Annotated in this window: 17 protein-coding genes and 1 pseudogene; 8 read left to right on the top strand and 10 right to left on the bottom strand. The window is 58.4% G+C overall.

The features are described 5' to 3' along the window. Positions 1-73 precede the first annotated feature (73 nt). The gene (locus tag QU606_RS14490; RefSeq protein ID WP_024074530.1) at positions 74-712 is read right to left on the bottom strand and encodes a TetR family transcriptional regulator C-terminal domain-containing protein; all 639 of its coding nucleotides are present in this window, start codon (positions 710-712) and stop codon (positions 74-76) included. Between the two features lie 256 nt (positions 713-968). On the opposite strand from QU606_RS14490, the gene dkgB reads away from it, so the two are divergent. Continuing rightward, positions 969-1,787, top strand: coding sequence for a 2,5-didehydrogluconate reductase DkgB (gene dkgB / locus QU606_RS14485; RefSeq protein ID WP_304998491.1), 819 nt, complete (start codon positions 969-971; stop codon positions 1,785-1,787). On the opposite strand, the gene QU606_RS14480 is transcribed toward dkgB, so the two are convergent. The 7 genes from QU606_RS14480 to QU606_RS14450 all read right to left on the bottom strand — a co-directional run bounded on the left by QU606_RS14480 (position 1,784) and on the right by QU606_RS14450 (position 9,985). Then, complete coding sequence (locus QU606_RS14480) at positions 1,784-2,206, bottom strand: hypothetical protein (protein WP_024074528.1); 423 nt, start codon at positions 2,204-2,206, stop codon at positions 1,784-1,786. The genes dkgB and QU606_RS14480 overlap by 4 nt on opposite strands. 137 nt (positions 2,207-2,343) lie before the next feature. Next, positions 2,344-5,961, bottom strand: coding sequence for a transporter substrate-binding domain-containing protein (locus tag QU606_RS14475; protein WP_069076234.1), 3,618 nt, complete (start codon positions 5,959-5,961; stop codon positions 2,344-2,346). A 1-nt stretch (position 5,962) separates the two neighbouring features. Continuing rightward, positions 5,963-6,589, bottom strand: a complete 627-nt coding sequence (locus QU606_RS14470) for a response regulator transcription factor (RefSeq protein ID WP_024074526.1) — start codon at positions 6,587-6,589, stop codon at positions 5,963-5,965. Between the two features lie 304 nt (positions 6,590-6,893). Then, positions 6,894-7,610: an MgtC/SapB family protein gene (locus tag QU606_RS14465; protein WP_024074525.1), complete on the bottom strand. Its 717-nt coding sequence runs from the start codon at positions 7,608-7,610 to the stop codon at positions 6,894-6,896. A gap of 781 nt (positions 7,611-8,391) precedes the next feature. Further along, positions 8,392-8,997: a GNAT family N-acetyltransferase gene (locus QU606_RS14460; protein ID WP_150054679.1), complete on the bottom strand. Its 606-nt coding sequence runs from the start codon at positions 8,995-8,997 to the stop codon at positions 8,392-8,394. 6 nt (positions 8,998-9,003) lie between these two features. After that, positions 9,004-9,348 carry an FKBP-type peptidyl-prolyl cis-trans isomerase gene (locus QU606_RS14455; RefSeq protein WP_069076237.1) on the bottom strand — a complete coding sequence of 115 codons (345 nt, stop codon included), beginning with the start codon at positions 9,346-9,348 and terminating at the stop codon, positions 9,004-9,006. Between the two features lie 385 nt (positions 9,349-9,733). Beyond that, positions 9,734-9,985, bottom strand: a complete 252-nt coding sequence (locus tag QU606_RS14450; protein WP_069076238.1) for a hypothetical protein — start codon at positions 9,983-9,985, stop codon at positions 9,734-9,736. A 425-nt stretch (positions 9,986-10,410) separates the two neighbouring features. Here QU606_RS14450 and QU606_RS14445 point away from each other — a divergent pair, with 425 nt between their 5' ends. The 5 genes and pseudogenes from QU606_RS14445 to QU606_RS14425 all read left to right on the top strand — a co-directional run bounded on the left by QU606_RS14445 (position 10,411) and on the right by QU606_RS14425 (position 16,751). Beyond that, positions 10,411-12,360 carry an FAD-dependent oxidoreductase gene (locus QU606_RS14445; RefSeq protein WP_277379384.1) on the top strand — a complete coding sequence of 650 codons (1,950 nt, stop codon included), beginning with the start codon at positions 10,411-10,413 and terminating at the stop codon, positions 12,358-12,360. A gap of 115 nt (positions 12,361-12,475) precedes the next feature. Then, entirely contained in the window at positions 12,476-13,363 is an 888-nt protein-coding gene (locus QU606_RS14440) for a nitrilase family protein (protein WP_024074520.1), read from the top strand. Between the two features lie 14 nt (positions 13,364-13,377). Next, positions 13,378-14,548 (top strand): annotated as a pseudogene (locus tag QU606_RS14435) (hypothetical protein). 302 nt (positions 14,549-14,850) lie between these two features. Continuing rightward, positions 14,851-16,347, top strand: a complete 1,497-nt coding sequence (locus QU606_RS14430; RefSeq protein WP_024074518.1) for a PAS domain S-box protein — start codon at positions 14,851-14,853, stop codon at positions 16,345-16,347. Between the two features lie 131 nt (positions 16,348-16,478). Beyond that, the gene (locus QU606_RS14425) at positions 16,479-16,751 is read left to right on the top strand and encodes a DUF1652 domain-containing protein (protein WP_024074517.1); all 273 of its coding nucleotides are present in this window, start codon (positions 16,479-16,481) and stop codon (positions 16,749-16,751) included. Here the strand turns inward: QU606_RS14425 and QU606_RS14420 are convergent. Next, entirely contained in the window at positions 16,714-17,907 is a 1,194-nt protein-coding gene (locus QU606_RS14420) for an MFS transporter (RefSeq protein ID WP_304998490.1), read from the bottom strand. The two genes, QU606_RS14425 and QU606_RS14420, sit on opposite strands and share 38 nt — an antisense overlap. 87 nt (positions 17,908-17,994) lie before the next feature. Beyond that, positions 17,995-18,303: an RcnB family protein gene (locus tag QU606_RS14415; protein ID WP_024074515.1), complete on the bottom strand. Its 309-nt coding sequence runs from the start codon at positions 18,301-18,303 to the stop codon at positions 17,995-17,997. 180 nt (positions 18,304-18,483) lie between these two features. Here QU606_RS14415 and QU606_RS14410 point away from each other — a divergent pair, with 180 nt between their 5' ends. Beyond that, on the top strand, positions 18,484-19,041 hold the full coding sequence (locus QU606_RS14410) for a helix-turn-helix domain-containing protein (RefSeq protein WP_041160891.1): 558 nt from the start codon (positions 18,484-18,486) through the stop codon (positions 19,039-19,041). Positions 19,042-19,052: 11 nt separating this feature from the next. Then, positions 19,053-20,399 carry a glutamine synthetase family protein gene (locus QU606_RS14405; RefSeq protein WP_024074513.1) on the top strand — a complete coding sequence of 449 codons (1,347 nt, stop codon included), beginning with the start codon at positions 19,053-19,055 and terminating at the stop codon, positions 20,397-20,399. Positions 20,400-20,410 lie beyond the last annotated feature (11 nt).

Genomic DNA, 20,410 nt, shown 5'->3' with positions numbered 1-20,410 from the left:
TGCAATTGGCAGGCTGTAAAATTTTCCAAAGGCCAATACCCACCCGGACATTGCATCCAGGCGGCGCGAAAACTCAGGGTTTGAGCAGGTAGCGCTGGCGACCGGCGCCTTGCAGGCCGTCGACCCAGGCTTCACAGATCTGGATGCCCTGCTCCGGCGTGAAGGTGCCGGGGTTGAGCCCCGACTCCAGCCACAGCCCGTCAAGCAAGGCACTCAGGCCGATGGCCGCAAGGTCGGCGTCGAACGGCTCCCACCCCTCCTCCCGGGCCATGTCGGCCAGGGCTGAACGCATGATGGTGCGGTACTCGGCATAGGAATGTTCGTGGGCCAGGTTGATGGCCGGCGCAGTCTTGACCGCGCCCCAGAACACCAGCCAGGCGTCGAGCAATTGCGGGTCGAGCAGCTCAGCGGAAAACGAGCCACGGAACAACGCCGACAACCGCTCACGGGGGCTGGACGGGGCCTTGGCCATGGTCTCGCGCAGCAGGTCCATGACCTGGCCGGTGACGGTGCGGTAGGCCTCGGCCACCAACTCATCCTTGCCGGAGTAGTGATGGCTGATCAGCCCCACCGATACCCCGGCCTCGGCGCTGATCTTGCGGATCGAAGCGCCCTGGAAACCATCGCGCTTGAGACAGGTGAGCGTGGCCTGGACCAGATGGGCCTTGCGCAACTCCGGGTCCATCCGGGAGAAACGGGTTTCCTGGGTCATGGGGGTATCCTTCGGTTGAGTCGGCCGCACGACTCTACATCAGTCGCGGTAGCCCGGCGACAGCCGATCCAGCGTGCGCAGCAACGCCGCCCACGCTTGTCGCCCAGGGCCACGGCTCACGCCCTTGCCCAACCATCAACCGGAAATGCTGCATTCGTGACTTGCAGTCAAGACTCCTTTTCGGATTCAACGGTTTTTCCGAAGGAACGACGGGCGGATACTCGGCGCCATTGTTTACCCCCTTCAGGAGTCACTGATGTCTATCCCCACGCACACCGTACCCGCCTTCGGCCTCGGCACCTTCCGCCTGCAAGGCCAGGTGGTGATCGACTCGGTCAGCACCGGCCTTGAACTGGGCTATCGCGCCATCGACACCGCGCAAATCTACGAAAACGAAGCCGACGTCGGCCAGGCGATCGCCAACAGCGGCATCCCCCGTGAAGAGCTGTTCCTCACCAGCAAGATCTGGATCGCCAATTTCGCCGAAGGCCAGTTGATCCCGAGCCTCCAGGAGAGCCTGCGCAAGCTCAAGACCGATTATCTGGACCTGACATTGATCCACTGGCCATCGCCGGAAGACCAGGTACCCGTCACCGAATTCATGGGCCAGTTGCTGGAAGCCAAGCGCCTGGGCCTGACACGCCAGATCGGGATTTCCAACTTCACCATCGACTTGATGAAGCAGGCCATCGCGGCGGTCGGCGCCGACAACATCGCCACCAATCAAATTGAACTGCACCCCTACCTGCAAAACCGCAAGGTGGTGGCGTTCGCGACAGCCCAGGGTATCCCGCTCACCTCCTACATGACCCTGGCCTACGGCGAGGTGCTGAAAGACCCGGTGATCCAGCAGATCGCCGAACGCCACCATGCGACCCCGGCGCAAGTAACCCTGGCGTGGGCCATGCAGAGCGGCTATGCAGTGATCCCATCGTCGACCAAGCGCGCCAATCTGGAGAGCAACCTCAAGGCCCTGGAGCTGACCTTGAGCGATGCCGACATGGCACAGATTGCTGGGCTGGAGCGCGGCCATCGCCTGACCAGCCCCAAGGGCATCGCACCGAAGTGGGACTAGACCCCAGCCACCGGCACGCGGGACAACTCCCGCAGCCACGGCAATACCCGAAGGCCCGTAGTGGCCTCGGGTGGATCAATGATGTCCATGAAATGTTCAAGGTTGATGGGGTCCGGCACGCCGGGCAGGCGAACCAGCACCGCCGGTGTGGCGCCGGTCGGTTGGCCCAGGTCCTGGTGGTCGTAGACCAGCACATGGCGTACCTGGGGTTGCGGCTCGCTGGCATGGGCCGCCAGCCCCGCATTGATGATCAGCACATCAAAGGGCTCGGCCGGAATGGCGGTGAGAATCTTGACTTCTTCGAAGGTCTGCACCGGAACGATCCGGTGGTACCCCAGCTGATTGAGCATTTTTTCGATGTATAGGCGTTGCAGGTGCTGTTCATCGGCAATAAGGATAGTCAGTGCTTTATTCGGCATGGCGAACCCCTGGCAGTCAGTCAGTGCTCGTCAGTGAGCGCCGCCCATTTTCCAGACATATCCCGAAGACAAAATCAGGCATATTCCCTCTTCACGTAGGATTTCTCCCAAACCCACCGAGTGGCACTCAACCCCAGTCAAGGCTGATTGCAATAACGGCTCAGATGCTGATGCAAATCACCGATCGCTTCCCCGACCGCTTGCGTCGCCGCCTCCAGTGCAGTGTGATCGCGCTGCTCACACACCCTCTCCAGCGTCTCGCAGACCTCGATCAGCGCCTGTGCCTTGACCATCCGCGCGCCACCCTTGGCGCGGTGCGCAAGGTCGTGCAGCCCGGAAAAGTCAGCCTGGTGCTGCAGGGACGACAACCGTGCACGATCGGTTTCCAAACTCTCGAGTAACGGTATCAATAGCTCTTTCAGGGCGGCGTGATCATCGCCCGTCAAGGCGATCAGCGCGCTCAGATCAAACAGGGGTTCAGCCTCCGGCGGGGAAAAGCTGGCGCTGCGCACGGCCAACGCCGCGCGCAGATCTTCCAGGCCGGTGGGCTTGAACAGGCATCCGTCCATGCCCGCCTGGCGACAACGCTCGACCTCCTCAGGCTGGGCATTGGCGGTAAACCCCAGCAGCAGGCACGGCACCAACCCACGCTCACGCTCTTGCGCACGAATATCCCGCGCCAATGTGTAACCGTCCTTCAGGGGCATATTGCAATCGGTGATCACTCCGTCGAAGTGACCGGTCTGCCACAGCGCAAGCCCCTGTACGCCGTCTTCCGCCGTGGTAATGCGATGCCCGAGGAAACTCAATTGCCGAGTCAGCAGCACGCGATTGGCCGGGTAGTCATCCACCACCAGGATGCTCAAGGCACACGCCGGCGGCAGGTGCGCGGCGGGTGCCAATCCCGGGGCCGGCATGGCGTCGGTGGTGACCAGTGGCAGGCTCACATCCACCCGTGTGCCCTGCCCCAGCACGCTGGTCAAGTGCAATTGCCCCCCCATCATTTCGCACAAGTTACGGCTGATCACCAACCCCAGGCCAGACCCGCTGCGCGCCGATTGCTCAGTGTTGCTACCTTGGATAAACGGGTTGAACAAGCGCTGCTGGTCTTCGGCACTGATACCGATACCGGTGTCCTGCACCCAGAGTTTGAGGGTCAGTTGCTCGCCCGCTAACAGCCCTTGAGCGCCGAGCTGCACCTGGCCTTGGGCGGTGAACTTGATGGCATTGCTCAACAGGTTCGACACCACCTGCTTGAAGCGCAGCGGGTCGATCAGCACCGGGCGATCGAGCGCCGGATCGAGCTCCACTTTCAACGCCAGGCCCTTGGCTCGCGCCAGCCCTTCGAACACCCGCGCCACCGACGCCAGCAACTCATGCAGGTTGGCCGGCGCCTGGTCCAGGGACAGATGGCCGGACTCGATGCGGGCAATATCGAGAATGTCGCCAATCAACTCCAACATGCCGCGCGACGCCACCGACGCCACCTCCAGCGCATCACGGTCGGCCCGGCCCTGCTCAGCGTTTTTCAGGGCCAGCTCGATCATGCCGATCACTGCATTCATCGGCGTGCGGATCTCATGGCTCATCGTTGCCAGGAAGGTGGTCTTGGCGCGGTTGGCGGCGTCGGCTTCGTCCTTGGCTTCCTGCAACTGGCCGAGCAGGCGCTGGCGTTCGCTCACGTCCACCCAGCCGGCGATCATGCCCACCACATGGTCGTCGCCATCACGATACGGCAACATCCATTGATAAATGGTCAGGACCTCACCACTGGGCACCCGGAGTATGCGGTCATGAATCTGCGGCTCGCCCCGCGCCATCAGCCGCAGGTAATCGTCATGATAGGACTGGGCTTGCGGCCGATTACCCGTATCGGTTTCCACCACGGTCTTGCCGATCACGTCTTCCAGCTTGAAGCCGAATACCTCGAGGTAGGCGTTATTGCAGGCCATCAACCGCCCCTGGCGATCGCGCACATAAATCGGATGGGGCGTACCGTCGATCAATACACTCATAAAGCGCATCTGGTCGCTCAACGCCCGTTCGGCCTGGACCCGCTTGCGAATCAGATTGCGCAGGTACATGGCCCAGCCCAGGGTGACCAGCAACAACAATGCGGCCAGCCCGAACCCCTGGATGATTGCATTGCGATGGCGCAGCCAATAGCTGTCTTCGATGATCACTTCACTGCGCCAATGGTTGGTCAGTTCGTCCATTTCCTCGGGCGTGATGCTCAACAACGCCTTGTCGAGGATCGAGTACAGCTCCAACTGGCTACGGTTCACGCCAAAGGTGATGCGTGCCGGTTCGGCGCCGACCGTGCTGGTCACCCGCAGGCGGTCGCGGTAATAGCGCGCGATCATGTAGCGCGCGCTGATCAATGACAGCACGGTCGCGTCGGCGGCGCCGCTGGCCACCATCGCCATGGCTTGTTCAGGGTTCTCGGTGTCGACGAACTCGACGCGCGGGAAGTCGCGGGCAATACGCTCGCCCAGCGTATTGCCTCCGATAAAGGCCAGGCGTTTTCCAGCCATGTCCTCCAGGGTGAGCGGGCTTTTTCCATCAAGACGGCTGACCAGCACATAGGGATTGGTCAGGTAAGGTCGGGTAAAACGGACCTTTTCGGCGCGCTCATTGCTGGGGGTGATCACCGCGATCATATCCACGTCGCCCATGCTGGCCGCGTCGATCTGGCGAGGCAGCGAACTGCCTTTCACCACATCGAATTTCAAGCCGGTGCGCAGGCTGATCCGCGACAGCACTTCGGCGCTCAACCCCTCGAATTCGCCCTTGGCATTGAAAAACGACAGGGGCAGGAACTTGTCGAGCACCGCGACTTTCACTCGGGGATGTTTCTCCAGCCAGCGTTGCTCACCCCGGCTCAGGCGCAGCCGGTCGGCCTCCAGGAAACCACTGCTGCCCGCACTCCAGCGGCGCAGGATCTCCAGCTGCGTATTGACGGGGATGGTCGCCAGTGCCGCATTGAGGATGCGCAGCAATCGATCATCGCCCCTGGCCACGGCAAACGCGAACGGGTTGACCTCCAGGGCGGAAAAATCCGCCATGCGCACATTGTTGAGGTGGTTCTTGCTGATCAGATACCGGGTGCTGATGGCATCGCCCAGGTACACATCCGCTTGCTCGAAGGCCACGGCGCCAATGGCTTCGAAGGTCGAGGCAAACAGCTGCAGGTGGGCCCGAGGGTAAAACGCCTGCACGGCGGCGGGCTGCATGTAGTGATAGAGCATGGCCACGCGCTTGCCGGCCAGGTCGGCACTCAGGGCCTGGCTGTCCCCGGTACGCGTGACCAGGGTCGGCTGATCATTGGCATAGGAGCGCGACAGCACCAGTTGCGGGTCTGCGGCCTCGTAACCATTGGCCGAACCGAGGAAATCCACCTGACCTTGCTTAAGGGCTTCGATCACCTCATCGCGCGTGTCATAGCGCCGTACCTCGACGGTGATATTCAGCGCCTGGGCCACCAGCGCCGCATAATCGGCGGTAATCCCCTCAAGCTCGTCATTATTGTTGCTCAGGTCGAACGGCGCGTAGTCCGGCGCGGAGACGCCCATCAACACGCTGCGCCGCTCGCGCAGCCAGCGCCAATCGGCTTCGTCCAGCTCAACGCCGGGGTTTTCAAGGTGGGAGTGGCCCAGCAGCCGCAACGGGTGCGCTTCATCCAGGGCCACCGCGAACAGGGGCAACAGGGCCGCCAACAGAATGGCCGCGAGTCGGGCAAACGCGGAGGCGATCATTTCAAATCAGATGATTGCGCTGGGCAAATTTGGACAGATGCACCACCGATGACATACGCAGTTTCTCCTTGAGACGCGTCTTGTAGGTGCTTATGGTCTTGTGGCTCAGCAGCATGTCTTCGGCGATTTCCTTGTTGCCCAGGCCCAGGGCCAGTTTCTGCAACACCGTCAACTCACGATCCGAGAGCGCCTCCACCATTGCTTGCTCGGTAGATTGCAAATCATCGCGCCGTACCGAACTGGTGGGCAAGCTGGGGAAGCAGCTGTAGTTGGACATCACCGCCTTGATAGCCTTCTGCAGTTCGTCCAGCTCGCCGGTCTTGGCGACAAACCCCATGGCCCCGGCGCGCATGCAGCGGGTGGAAAAAAACACCGCCAGGTAGGAGGTCAGCACAAGGATCTTGCACGGCAGGCCAAGCGCCTTGATCCGAGCGATCACCTCCAGCCCGCCCAGCTTCGGCATTGCCAGGTCGAGGATCACCAGATCCGGGCGCCCTTCCCTGGCCTTCTGCACAGCATCTGCACCGTTGCCCGCCTCATCGATCTCAGTAAAGCCTTCCTGCTTCAACAGATACCGGACCGTGGCCCGGATAAATGGATGATCATCGACAATTAACGCTTTACTCATATAACTCCCCTGGGAGGACAAAGTACGCTGACACATCACACGGGACTCGGGTACCTGTGAGAAATGACAGTTCCGACAAGCGGTACTGCCTTTCCCCTAAGGACGCCAGCCAGGCAGTGCCTGGTCCCTTCAATTGAAAAACACCTTGACCCTATAAAGCCGTACCTTTGCCGCCGGCCAGCCGCAAGCGCGCAACCTTAGCAATGAGGTGGCGTATTATTTGAAGGGATACTCCTGACTGAATGTAGGACTTTTCCTCACAAAAAAGCATAGCCCCGTGGGCCTGGCTATGCCTGGCGGGGGGTCAGTCAGTGGTACTCGGGCTCCAGAAGGCCTGTACCACCAGCGTCGAGGTGGAAATGCGCGCAACCAGGGCATCCAGCTCGTCGCCGTCTACCGAGGTGGCCACCAGCGTGGCCTCGATTTCCACTTCGTCGCTGCCGAACGGCCGGACGTCGACGTCGCTGGCCGGGTAGTTGCAGCGCGCCAATTCGGCCTCCAGCAAAACCATGACTGCCTGCTGCTGGCTACGCCGCGCAATGACATAGAGGATATTGGTCACCTCCGCCGACACCACGTCCAACGGCTGGCGGTTGATGTTGTTCACGATCGGGCGCAGCAACGTGTTGGCCGCCAGTACAAACAGCGTCCCCAGCAGCGCTTCGAGGATCAGGTCGGCGCCGGCACATGCCCCCACCGCCGCCGAGGCCCAAAGCGTGGCGGCGGTGTTGAGCCCGCGCACATTGCCTTCTTCGCGCATGATCACGCCGGCACCCAGAAAGCCGATACCCGATACCACATACGCGACCACTCGCACCGCGCCCTCCGCGCCGCCCAGGCGGTTGGCCATGTCGACAAATATCGCTGCGCCCACCGCCACCAGCACATTGGTGCGTAAACCCGCCGTACGCTGGCGATATTGGCGCTCGAAGCCGATCAGCCCACCGAGGATAAACGCGGCGGTGAGGCTGACCAGGGTATCGATCAGGGAATTGAGGTTGATGTTGTTGATTGCCTGCATAAAAAACTCCATGAATGCCTGAGCAAATTGAAACCACCGTTGCTCCCGGTGGAGGCCCGTCAGCCGTCCCCCACAAGGGCCAGGGGTGGTCGATACAGCGTGTTACTGCCAGCCAAACTTACGGATGCGGCCCCCCTTTACTACCGGGGCCAGGCCCCTATACGCCAGCAGAATCAGCGGCAGGAACACAACGTACAGCGACGGCAGCACCTGTAATGCCAGGCGACGGAAGTGCCGGGCGATATGCCGGGTCTCGCAGGAAGTCGGCGAAAAACGCTTTCAACAGAGTGAGGTTCATGGTGTGACTCCTGCGTGAGGAAAAAACCGTCATGCAGGTACTGCCCATCCGCGCCACGCCTGTCAGACAGGCATAGCCGGCGGGGCCCGCCTGCCGTAACAGGCAGGCGCGTCCGTAGCATCCCGAGTCAACTCAGGTGCAGGTCAGCGTCGATGAGAGGGATCAGGCAGGCGCCAGGACTGGCTACTGCCGGGATGCCGCTTCTCGCTAGGTGGCGAGACAACGGCATCTGGAAAATGCGCGTTACCTTGCCAAGTATGGGCCGGTTACCGAGACCGGCTGACAACTGTCACTCGAACAAGTACCCACTGAGGGTCTCCGCTATTGATGAAAACGCGCGAAGCTTACGCGCCGATTACAGGAGAGTAAACCGTAGGAAATTTTCCGCATGGGGAATAAGAATATTCTTCAGGACGGGTTCAGGAAGCGATTTTCAACCCTCCCCAAAGCCCGCTCCCACAATGGAAGAGTGGACCACCATGGCTACTGCGCATCGGCCCGGTCCCGCGCCACGCGCCTCAAGTAATCATCGACCTGCCCACCGGCCAGGGCCTTCACCTGGATCGCCACGCGGTTCACCTGGCGCCCCATCCTGATCCCCTCCCGAGTCCGCACCGTCACGTACCCCAGCTTGGGCCAGAAGCGCTCAGCCTTGGCATTGCCAAGTACCACGGTCAGCCGTAGCCACTCGGCGCCCTGTGTCACCGCCCATGCCTCAAGATCCACATGCAGCCGCTGCGCCAGCCCTGTGCCGTGCAGGCGCGAGTCCACCAGCAGCAAACCGATATGCCACACGCCCAACGCGAGCAGGTCCGCAGCGATATTGACCACGGCGACGAGTTGGCCTTGCCCATCACGGTAGCCCAGCCAGTACATCCGGCGGCAACGCCAGCCTGGCGGCAACTGGCCCTGCAGTTCCTCGCGGGCCTCGTTGGGCGTGGCCGGTTCACCGTTGACCGCCAGGAAGTAATCCGGCGCCTGCGCAAAAAACCGTTGCAGCTCAGCCTCATCGCGGCCCTGCAATTCAACCACCCGAATGCCCTCGATGGAGCAACCCGGTAACGCCTGTGGATCAACGTCCCTGTTCATGGCCTTTCAATCATCGCGCGTCAGTACTTCCAGCAATTCAATCTCAAAGCGCAAATCGCTATGGGGTTTGATATGCGCGCCCATCGAGCGCTCGCCGTAGGCCAGGTGCGCCGGCACGAACAACTGGCGCACGCCCCCCACCTGCATGCCCATCAGGCCCTGGTCCCAGCCCTTGATCACCCGCCCGGTGCCAATCACGCACTGGAACGGCTTGCCGCGCGCCCAGGACGAATCGAACACCGTGCCATCGACCAGGGTGCCAGTGTATTGGGTGGTGATCAGCGCGCCCTTGACCACGGCCTTGCCGGTGCCTGGGCGGATATCGGTGACTTGGAGGGTGTCGTCGCTCATGGAGGCTCTCGTTGAATGCGCAAAGGCTGGGGTTTTCCCAGAATCAAACGCGTTTGGCAAGGCTGATCGCCAGCCGCCCACTGCGCGAACGATGCACCAGCAAGGTCTCCCGTGGATACATGCACGCGCTGTAAATGCAGCGGCCCCACGCGGGCGGGCTGCTTCGGCAACAGCGATGCTGCCTGCTCGAACAACTGTGGGCCGATCGCGCTCAGGTAACCCTCGACTTCACTGAACGAAGGCGCGGGGTCGATGGGTTGAACGTGCTCATGGCACTGGCTCCATGTTGATGAAAGAGGCATCAACATGGAGAGCGACAGAGGTTATTCGGTGTTAGACAGATAGCGTGGCAATGCGCCCTTCACGACACCAGACACTCCCCTCCTCAAGGCTCGAGCATGGCCAAAAAGGTCTTCGACTTTGCCAGCATCCCCAGGTCCTGCAGTACATCATTGACGGCATCGAGGGTCCCCAGGTCCTCTGGACTGCCGGCCCCATCGACCACATGTTTCAACGCGGTCAAAAACGCCACCCTGCCCGAATCCATGCGGTCTGACTTGGTCATCTTGGACGAGATTCGCTTACGGGCAGCAGCCATTTTTTCCTCAAGATGAACGCTAAACTCATTTTTTGTCACGGCCAGGCTCCTTACTCATCTATGCGGTGGACACATGCACCAGCCTACGGTGGGTGTAAGGGCTTGCCTACTGTCAGAGTTCACAGGTCCATACCAGTTGGTTTTTAGATACGTAGCGTCGTGAGCGACTACGTTAATTGATAATAACGTGTCGAACACATTCCGTTGTGGCAAGGAGGCTTACTATCAGGAGCATGTCACGCCAACTACCCTTAATTGAATGGCATGTTGGTGCAGTCCCTCATAACAAGGTGTAAATCCCACTCATAGCTTTGCTTCCCGACCGTGACTTTCAGATCAAGTAGTTTTCACCTACAAAACAACGCGACCTTCCTTAGCCAAAAATTACAACCTGCCTATTCCCGCCCCGCGAAATCACGTTCACGCTGTAAAAAGCCAATCAATTATTAATGGACAATACCAAAATGACTATCGGATCAGACTTCAATTACCCTGCAGACATCGCCACAAAACTCCATAGAAAAAAACGCTCTTCCAAAAGTAAGTGGACGGCAACCTTTCCAAACCCGCCAGATCTGTGTTTTGACTACCGCACTCTATTAGAACAAAAAAACGGAGTGGCACAAGCAACAGAGCCCCGTCATAAAATCTGTGTGATAGGCGCAGGAATTACAGGCCTAACAACCGCACGAGAATTACACAGGTGCGGGTTCACCCATATCACCCTGATTGAAAAATCAACGCGTATTGGCGGAAGACACCTTACCGCACTTGGAAGCAACAACACCAACACCCTTGGCAGACCCCCATTTGAAATGGGTGCAATGAGAATGCCTTTCTTCAACAAATCAAATGAACAACCAAAAGATGGGCGCTCGCTTATGGCGTATTACGCAAATGAGTTCGAACTGGCCCACTCAAATTTCCCGAACCCTGGTAGTCCATGGGTCCGATCAACTGGAATCTACCTCCAAGAAGGATGCATAGATGACAACGATCAACCAATAATGCTGATCTGGAAAAACACGGATGGAAGAACACCACCCCCAGGCAAGACCTTAGGGGTTGTCTTCGCAAAATGGACAGCATTCGCCGAGCACATGACATCAACAATCGCCCACTACTACGGCACTGACAAGTGGGAAGACTATTGGGCAGCTATCGTAAAGAGATACGAAGGCATTACATTTCGCGACCTTGTCAAAACACCAACGATTAACGCTTGGAACGCTAACGATCCTGGTAATTTTGGAGGTATGGGAATGACGGCAGAAGAATCAGCAATTTTTTACTCTATCGGAATCGGTGACGGTAGCTGGGGAGCATTCTATGACATATGTTCTCTTTATCCGATACGCACAGCCATATTCGGATTCAGCAGTCATCTCCAATTAATTCATGGGCGTGTAAATCCCGATGGCACGCCTATACCGTCCCCCTATTTGAATGCTCCTGAAGTTGTCGATTCAAAAGGACTAAAATTCAATAAGCCAAATTATATAGGCCTTGCATCTCTGGCAGAGTCTTTACTATTTATAAAACCGACCGAAACCCAGGAGTCTCTATACGAACACTTGATAAAACGAGAATCCGGATTACTCACCAGCAGTTCAGTAACGAAACTGGAAAAACTAAAAAACGGGCAAATCCGAGTTCACTACACCTGGCATCCCATTCAATCAAAAATCACAAACTCATATTTTATCGACTTCGACTCAGTGGTAATGACGCTACCTTCATGGATAATAGAGACGCAGATTCTTCTTGAAAACTTCAATCAGGACATGCTTCCACTTGAAATTATTGCAGCGTACAAAACCGCGCACTGGGAGACCAGTTGCAAGGTCTACGCCCCCCTCAAAAAAACGTTCCTATCAAATAACAAAAACATCCCACAAGCGATAGTTACCGACAGTTTCATACATGACGTATACACTTACCGCTACAACGAAAACAGCACCTATGATTGCATACTTCTCAGCTACACATGGGAAGACGACGCCACAAAATTGTCTTCATTCAGCGACAACGAACTCGTCGAAAAATGCATAGAAGAACTTGACAGAATCCTCCTGAAATCAACAAACATAAAAGAACGAATATCTCCCTACATAGGGCACAAACAAGCACTTGTTCAACGCTGGATGAAAGACAAGCACTCCTTGGGTTGCGCAAAACTCTATCGTGCGGGCACGTATTATGATGCTGTCAGCCTTATGAAATACAACAGAGACTTTTCATACACGTCGGGACTGTATCTTTGCGGCGAGTCATTTTCCGTTGACGCGGGCTGGACAGAGCCATGCTTCAGAGGCGCTATAGACACAGTGATAAATATTTGCAACAAAACCCACGCAAACTTCAACGGCGATTTCACAATGCAAGATTACCCCGAGTATATAAATAAAAATTAAAGACTCAACAGAATCAGACTACATCACGACAGGAATCATCTGACTTCCATTTAAACACTTCATCACTTCTTATAAACATTCAACCATCCCGGTTGCATAATAAGAGGTCACCCCCATGCAAGAACCGACAAGCCCTACCCGCGTTGCTGTTATTCAATTTGCTCCGCAAGTCGGCGTTTTCAATAGAGCCGAAAACCTGCGTCAGAGCCTCGAACTAGCAAACGAAGCAGTGAACGGTGGCGCCAACCTGATCGTTCTGCCCGAACTCTCCAACTGCGGGTATTTTTTCTGCAGTCGCAAAGACGCGTTCGATCACGCTGAAGCGATACCGGACGGGCCAAGCGTGCGGGCGTGGATTGATTTTGCATGCAGGCATCAGGTTTATCTGGTGGCAGGCCTGAGTGAGATTGAAGGGGTGCAGTTGTTCAACACTGCCGTGCTGTTGGGACCCGACGGATTCATAGGCAAATATCGGAAAGCACATTTGTGGAACCTGGAAAAGCTTTGGTTCACTCCTGGCGATACAGGCTTTCCGGTATTTGAAACCCCGATCGGCCGAATCGGTCTGCTGATTTGTTGGGATATCTGGTTCCCGGAGGTGCCGCGAATTCTCAGCCAACAGGGCGCCGATATCATTTGCAGCCTGAACAACTGGGTGTGGACGCCACCACCGCTTTTTGACGAGGCAGGCAAATGCATGGCGTCGTACCTGACCATGACTGCAGCCCATGTAAACAACGTGTTTATCGCCGCAGCCAGCCGCATCGGTGAAGAACGGGATGCTCGCTACCTCGGATGCTCGTTGATTGCTGGAACCAACGGTTGGCCGATTGGCGCCGTAGCTTCGGCCAATCGGCAGGAAATTCTGTTTGCCGACATTGACCTCACGAGTGCCCGTAGCGCCCCTATATGGAACAGCCTCAATGACCTGCAACGGGACCGGCGCAATGACTTATACGATCAGATGCTCGGGTATTCCCGACACCCAGCCCTGCCGCGCTGATCAGAGGGGACGTCATGGAAACTTCATTTACCAAGACAGCTCGCCCCCGTTCGTGGACAGATATAACAGTCCTTAGCCTCGCGTTGACCAGCATTCTATTGGTGATATGGGTTGTATTCAGTTATCGGGGGTCATGGCCTGGATACGATGAGATGGTCGTCAGCTTGCCGCATCCAGCAGCCTGGCTGCGCTGGGTGCTGGGAGATATCAGCGAGGTTGCCTTCTACAAGCATGAACTTGCTTCACTTGGTCTATTAGGCGGTGCTTACCTGGCTTGGTGGGCGAGCAAGCGCAATAAAGCCTGGCAGGGTTTTCCCATTTCCTATGGCACTGGATTGTGGCCTTGGCTTGTGACCAGCTCCCTGTTAGGGCTGCTGTTGAGCAATCTGCTATGGGGTTGGAGCATCACGGCAGAAACATGGCAACCGACGTTTGCAGCATTCGTTTCGTTGCCGGCAGCGATGGTGCTGATGTTTGGCGGTGGCTGGAAGGTCACACTCAACGCCGCGGTGCTTGGGGCATTGCTGGTTACGCCGATGTGCTTGTTGATCGTCAACTTTGTATGCGTGCCACTCGGCTTGCCGGTGGTCATCGGTAATGTGCTGGGCATGGCGGTGGGCAGCGTCATCGCGTTCATGCTGCTTCGCCGAGCCCCCTCAATAGTGCGCTCGGATTACGTCGCCCCGACCAAACCATTGCCGACCAGTCCACACCACTTATGGTGTCGTATGGAGTCTGCGCCGAGTACTAGCAGACTTCTCCGAAGCACCATTCTTTGGGAATGAACTTGCCAGTCTTGGTCTGTTGGCGGGAGTGTTGCTGGCCTATGCCCTGAACCCCATGAGCCCGGCGTACGGATCGGGACTGGTGTTGCACATGGTCGCCGCACAGGCTCTGACGTCAGCGCTGGGTGTAGTGATATGGAGGCATCAATGGATCAAGCAAGGCTGGTATCCGACTTACGTTCCACTGGTCTCGGTGGTGCCTGCAGCAGTATTGACCCACGGCGGTAGCGGCGCCGTGATTGCCTTAAGTGCAACACTGGGTGCGTTAATCGCACCGCCGTTGGCGTGTGCTATCACCCAGCGGTTACCTGGACACTTTCACCCCTATATCGGCAATGTAATTTCAATGGCGATCAGTACGCTATTGGTTGTGCCTCTGATCGGTAAATTAATCACATAAGCTTGAGTGGTGAGGGGGTTCTACACCCCCCTCCCCTGAAATGGCGTAGATCCCCCCTGTCAGCAACCGACAGACCTTTACCGACCACATTGCCGAAGGTCCTGCTCGATCCTTTCCGCGCAATTGATCATTTGAGCCTGGCGAACAGCGTGCACGTCGTCCTCGCAAAAATGCACCACCCCCTCTAGTGCATTCGCACTCCGTGACGGGCAATTGATCTGCACTATCTTTAAGCCCGAGTGTCGTACTTCCCATGCGCCCCTCCCCCGCCCGGGACACGGATCGCCAACCACGGAGAAACCATGAGCCAGGACGTCTTAGCCAAAGAAACCAACCGCCGCCAACTGCAGCAGATCATTTCCGGTCTGTCCGACGGTGTGATACTGGCCGAGGTCGACCAGACCATCCTCTGGGCCAATGAAGCCGCGCTGACCATGCACGGTGTCAGCGACGTCCTGGCGCTGGGCGCCAACACCGAGCAGTACGCCAAGCGCTTCGCCCTGCGTTATCGCAACAACCACCCGCTGCCGCTGGACAGCTACCCGCTGAGCCGTGTGGCAGCCGGTGAAGAGTTCAGTGATGTGGTGGTGGAAGTCACGCCCCTCGACGACGACCACCGCAGTTGGGTGCACCGCCTGCGCAGCCTGGTGCTGACCGACGCGCGCGGGGAGCCGGAGTTGCTGGTGCTGATCCTCAGCGATGCCACCGAATGGGCCAGCGCCGAACAACGCTTCGAGAAAACCTTCAACGCCAACCCGGCGCCCGCCGTAATCTGCCGCCTGAGCGACCTGCGCTATATCAAGGTCAATCAGGGGTTCCTGGAGATGACCGGCTACAACCGCGACCAGGTGATCGGCCGCTCGGTGTATGAACTGGATGTGCTGGAACAGGCCGAGCGCAAGGACCTGGCCATCCAACGCCTGAGCGAAGGGGCGACCATCCCGCAGATGCAAGCCGAACTGCGCCTGCCCGAAGGCGGCAGCAAGTTGGTGATCGTCGCTGGCCAGCCGTTGGACATGAATGAGGAAGACTGCATGCTGTTTTCCTTCACCGACCTGGAGCCACGACGCAAGGCGGAAATCGCCCTGCGCCAGAGTGAAGAACGCTTCGCCAAGTCGTTTCGACTGACCCCGGTGCCCACCCTGGTATGCAGCGCCGCCAACCGCCAGGTGGTGGATATCAACGAGGCGTTCATGAACATCACGGGCTACATCAGTGAAGAGTTGATCGGCAAGGCCATCGAAGACATCGACTTTATCGACAGCGCCCAGGCCTGCGCGCAGCTGTTCACTACCTTGGAAAAAGCCGGCAACCTCGATGGGCTGGACCTGAAGGTGCGCAAGAAAGGCGATGAGGTGATCGACTGCGTAGTCTCCGCCGACACCGTGATCATCCAGGACGTGCCCTGCTACCTGATGGTGTTGATGAACATCACCGAACGTAAACGCTCGGAGCTGGAACTGGTGGCGGCCATCGAAGAAGTGATGCAGGACGCTTCCTGGTTCAGCCAGACCCTGATCGAAAAACTGGCCAATGCCAAGAGCGTCAACAGCCCCAACCTGCCAAACGTTACCTTCACCGACCTCACTGCCCGCGAGCGCGATGTGCTCGGATTGATCTGCGAAGGCCTGGCCGACAAGGAGATCGCCTCACGCCTTAAACTGGCGCCGAATACCGTGCGTAACCATGTGGCGACGGTGTACTCCAAGCTGGGGGTGCACAGCCGTAGTGCAGCCATCGTCTGGGCCCGTGAACGCGGGTTGTTTGCCGGAGAAATGCGGGTCAAGAACAAGCGCTAAAAGTGCAAATGCACTAGTGAGGCTAGTGCGAATTCGCCTTATCGCGTGTCGTTGCAGTCCTTAACCTTTCAGGGTGAGCACAGGTCTTTGAACCTGTGCAGTCGCAAAACGACCCCCTTGAAGGAACCCACATGTTCACCCTCTCTCAACTGCGAAATTGCATCGAAGAAGGCCTGGCGCCGCTGACCTGCGAATTCACACTGTGCCGGGACGCATCGCTGACCCTCAAGGTCTACGACGCTCAAACCGGTCGGGTCGACCTGGTCGTGACCGGCATCAACACCAATCGGCTGCAGACCCCACAAGAAGTGGAAAAGATGGTCGAAGAGCTGCGCTACGAACTGCAAAGCAACAACATGGGCAAGCTCATGATCGATGACTTGCCTTCAACGACGAACCAATGAAATAGAACACCCCACCCGCGACGATAAACGCACCGAGCATGTAGAACATGTAGTGTGCCGGCAGGCTGGCCAGCACCAGCCCACACAATACCGGCCCCAGGGCGGCACCGAGGTTCGACAGGTTCTGCGCGCCGTAGTACATGCCCCGCAGGTGGTCCGGGGCAATCCGATCGATAAACATATACTCGGCCGGGAACACGATGATTTCCCCAATGGTGAACACCGCCATCGCCAGCACCCACCACCACACGCTGGTGGACAGCGCGAAACCGACCAAGCCCAGCATGAACATGCTCAGGCCGAAGATCAGCCAGCGGCTCAGGTGACGGTGGGAAATACGTCGGCCAATCACATACTGCAAGGCAATCACCAGCACGGCATTGGTGGTGAGTACGGCGCTGATCACGGTGTAGGTATATTCCGCCGTGGTGGTGGTCACCAGGTACTGCGACAGGTACGCGGTGAACTGGCCGAACACCACCGCACTGAGCAGGCCACCCAGGGTGAAGCACACCAGGCGATGGTCGCGCAGCAGCACGCCGCCAACGGCCAGGAATGACACCGGTTTTTGCATCGCATCGGCGGTAGCCAATGAGCGATCACCCCAGCGCCAGTACAGCAGGAAAAACCCCACCCCCAACAGGGCCGACAGAATGAACGGCAGGCTGATATCCAGCTTGGCCACCATCGCGCCAAACCACGGCCCCACCGCATAGCCGATATTGGTCAGGGTGTACTTGATGGAAAACACTTCACTGCGCGCCTCTTCCGGCAACAGGCTGGCGAAACCGGCCTTGACGGCAATGTCGATCACCGCATAAGCAATGTTGATCAGGATCAGGCAGCTGTAGAACGTCCAGATATTCTGCGCGAGTACCGTGCCGACAAAGCCCAGCGCAAATAGCACGCTCAACCCGAGCAGCAGCCGATAGCTGTTGATGCGATCGACCAGAAACCCGCCATAGACGCTGAGCAGCGAACCGACAATCAGCGAACTGCCGATGACCAGGCCGACCTGGCTGATGTCCAGTGCAAAGTGGCTGGTCAGGTAGATCACGAGGTAGGGGAAGGTGATGGCTTTGGCCAGCGTCAGCATCAAGGTAGCCGACAGCAGCAGGTTCACGGTGCGGGGGTAGTTTCTTATTGTGGCAAGCATCCTGCTCTTTTCCTTGAAGGTAACGCGACCATTTCAGCCGGTTACCTTAACCCAGGAATCTCGAAAAAAGCAGGTGCTGCCACCGGCTTATTTCTTGACTGGGGTGATCTCGAGAATGGTGCCGTTGGTGGTTTTGAGCAGCACGAACTTGTCACCCACCCGTGCCCACTGGCTGTCTTCTTCGGGTTGCTTGAGGCCGCGCTTTTTCCAGTCGCTGACGGCCGACTCCTTGCGCATCAGGATATCCGGAGCGCGGTCGCCCTCTTTCAAGTCGCGGGTGTTGATGTTGGACGGCTGCACAGTTTCCTGCGGGGTATCTCCAGCCTGCACGACAAAGCTGGCGGTGGACAGGCTGGCGGCGACCAGCAGGCAAGCAGCGAGTGTTCTGGACTTCATGGGGGCTCCTTCAATGAATGACACGTACCCAGGTTCCGACCGCAGGCACGGGGAATCATTCAGCCAGAAAACGAACTCTTGGCGCCGTCGAGGGCGAACAAACACCGCTCCGACTGCATGGGCATTGCCTGCGTGAAATTAATCCTGTAATTTTTCATGAAATTATTCGACATAAATTTCATGAGCCAACAAGAAGAACTCGCCACCCTGGCTGCGCTGATCCACGACCTGCGTAAGCACAAGAAGCTCACCCTCGCCCAATTGGCGCGAAAAATCGAGCGCTCGGTGGGCTTCCTGTCCCAGGTTGAGCGTGGCCTGTCGCGCCCGACCGTGGCGGATCTGACCGCCATCAGCCACGCCCTCGATGTGCCAACCACTTACTTCTACAGCCGGCCCAAACCCAAGGCCGTGGACTGGGTGACCCGCCCGAATGAGCGGCGCACGGTGTATTACGCCAACGGCATCACCGACATCCTCGTCTCGCCCAGCATGAACGGCGCGTTCTCGATGCTCGACAGCCTGCTGGCCCCCGGCGCCAACAGCGGCGAACAGAGCATGAGCGACCGCGCCGAGCAGGCCGGTTTTGTACTGGAAGGCGAGTTGACGCTGTGGGTGGAAGGCGAAGCCGAATCGGTGACCCTGGGCCCCGGCGACAGCTTCCACCTGGCCAGTTACGCCCATTGTCGCTATGCCAACCTGACCGATCTGCCCGCCCGCGTGCTGTGGGTCTACAACTAGGAGCAACACCCGTGAAAAGCCATGCCTCCACGTTACTGGCCGAAGTACGGACCTTTCGCCAGAACCATCCCGACGTGCGTTACGTCGACCTGATCGCCCTGGACATCCCCGGGCATTTCTACGGCAAGCGCTACCCGGTGGAGATGCTGGAAAAAGTCGCCGCCGGCGGCCCATTGAAATTGCCGCAAAATGCCGTGCTGCTGGGAACTCAGGGCGGGCTGTTCAAGATCGGCGACTACTGCTTCAACGACGGCGACCCCGACGCCAACCGCCGCCTGGTGCCAGGCACGCTCAAGCCAGTGAGCTGGGAGAGCCAGCCCCTGGGGCAGATGCTGATCACCTCGGACGGCACCGAGGCGCCCATCGAATTCGAGCCTCGGGAAGTGTTGGCCAAGGTGCTGGAGCGTCTGCACCACAAAGGCATTCACCCGGTGGTCGCGTTTGAGCTGGAGTTCTACCTGTTCGACCGCAAGCTCGACAATGGCCTGCCGCAATATGCCCGTGACCCGTTGAGCGACGACGCCGATGACCAGCCCAACCTGCATATCGAACGGCTGTCACGTTTCTCGCAAGTGCTCGACGATATGGCGCAAACCGCCAAGGACCAGGGCATCGACATCACGGTGATCACCGCCGAACTCGGCCCTGGCCAGTTCGAGATCAACTTCGGCCACTTGGACGATGGCCTGCGTGCCGCCGACTGGGCCGCCCTGTTCTGCCGCAGCACCCGTGGCGTCGCGCTCAAGCATGGCTACCGCGCCAGCTTCATGGCCAAGCCCTACCTGCAATTTCCCGGCAGCGGCATGCATGTGCATGTCAGCCTCTATGACGGCGCCGGCAATAACTTGCTCGCGGCGCACCAGCAGCAACCCCTGCGCCATGCCGTTGCCGGCTGCCTGGAGTTACTGCCGCACTGCATGCCGATATTCTCACCGAACCACAACGCCTTTCGCCGCCTGGGCGGTACGGTCAACGCGGCAACCCGTGCGAGCTGGGGCTTTGAAGACCGCGATGCGTGCGTGCGCATTCCCGAGTCCGACCCACGCAACCTGCGCATCGAACACCGCCTGGCCAGCGCCGATGCCAACCCGTACCTGGTGCTGGCGGCGATCCTGGCCGGGCTGGAACATGGGCTGGAGGCCAAGCGCGAACCCATCACACCGCTGAACGAGGACCGCACCAGCGGCGCCGACTTCCCCCTGGAAATGCTCGACGCCGTGCGCGCCATGCAACATCACCCCGTGGTACGCGATAAGCTGGGGGCGGAATTTGTCGACGTGTACTGCGAAAACAAGCGTCAGGATCACTTGGCGTTTCAGCAAGAGATCAACGCGCGGGAGTACCGCTGGTTTCTCTAACCCCCACAGGA

The sequence above is a fragment of the Pseudomonas sp. OVF7 genome (assembly GCF_030644265.1).
In the GTDB taxonomy this organism is placed as follows: Bacteria; Pseudomonadota; Gammaproteobacteria; order Pseudomonadales; family Pseudomonadaceae; genus Aquipseudomonas; species Aquipseudomonas gorinensis.
The sequence above is the reverse complement of the archived record's forward strand: the minus strand, read 5'-3'. Positions and strand labels throughout refer to the sequence as shown.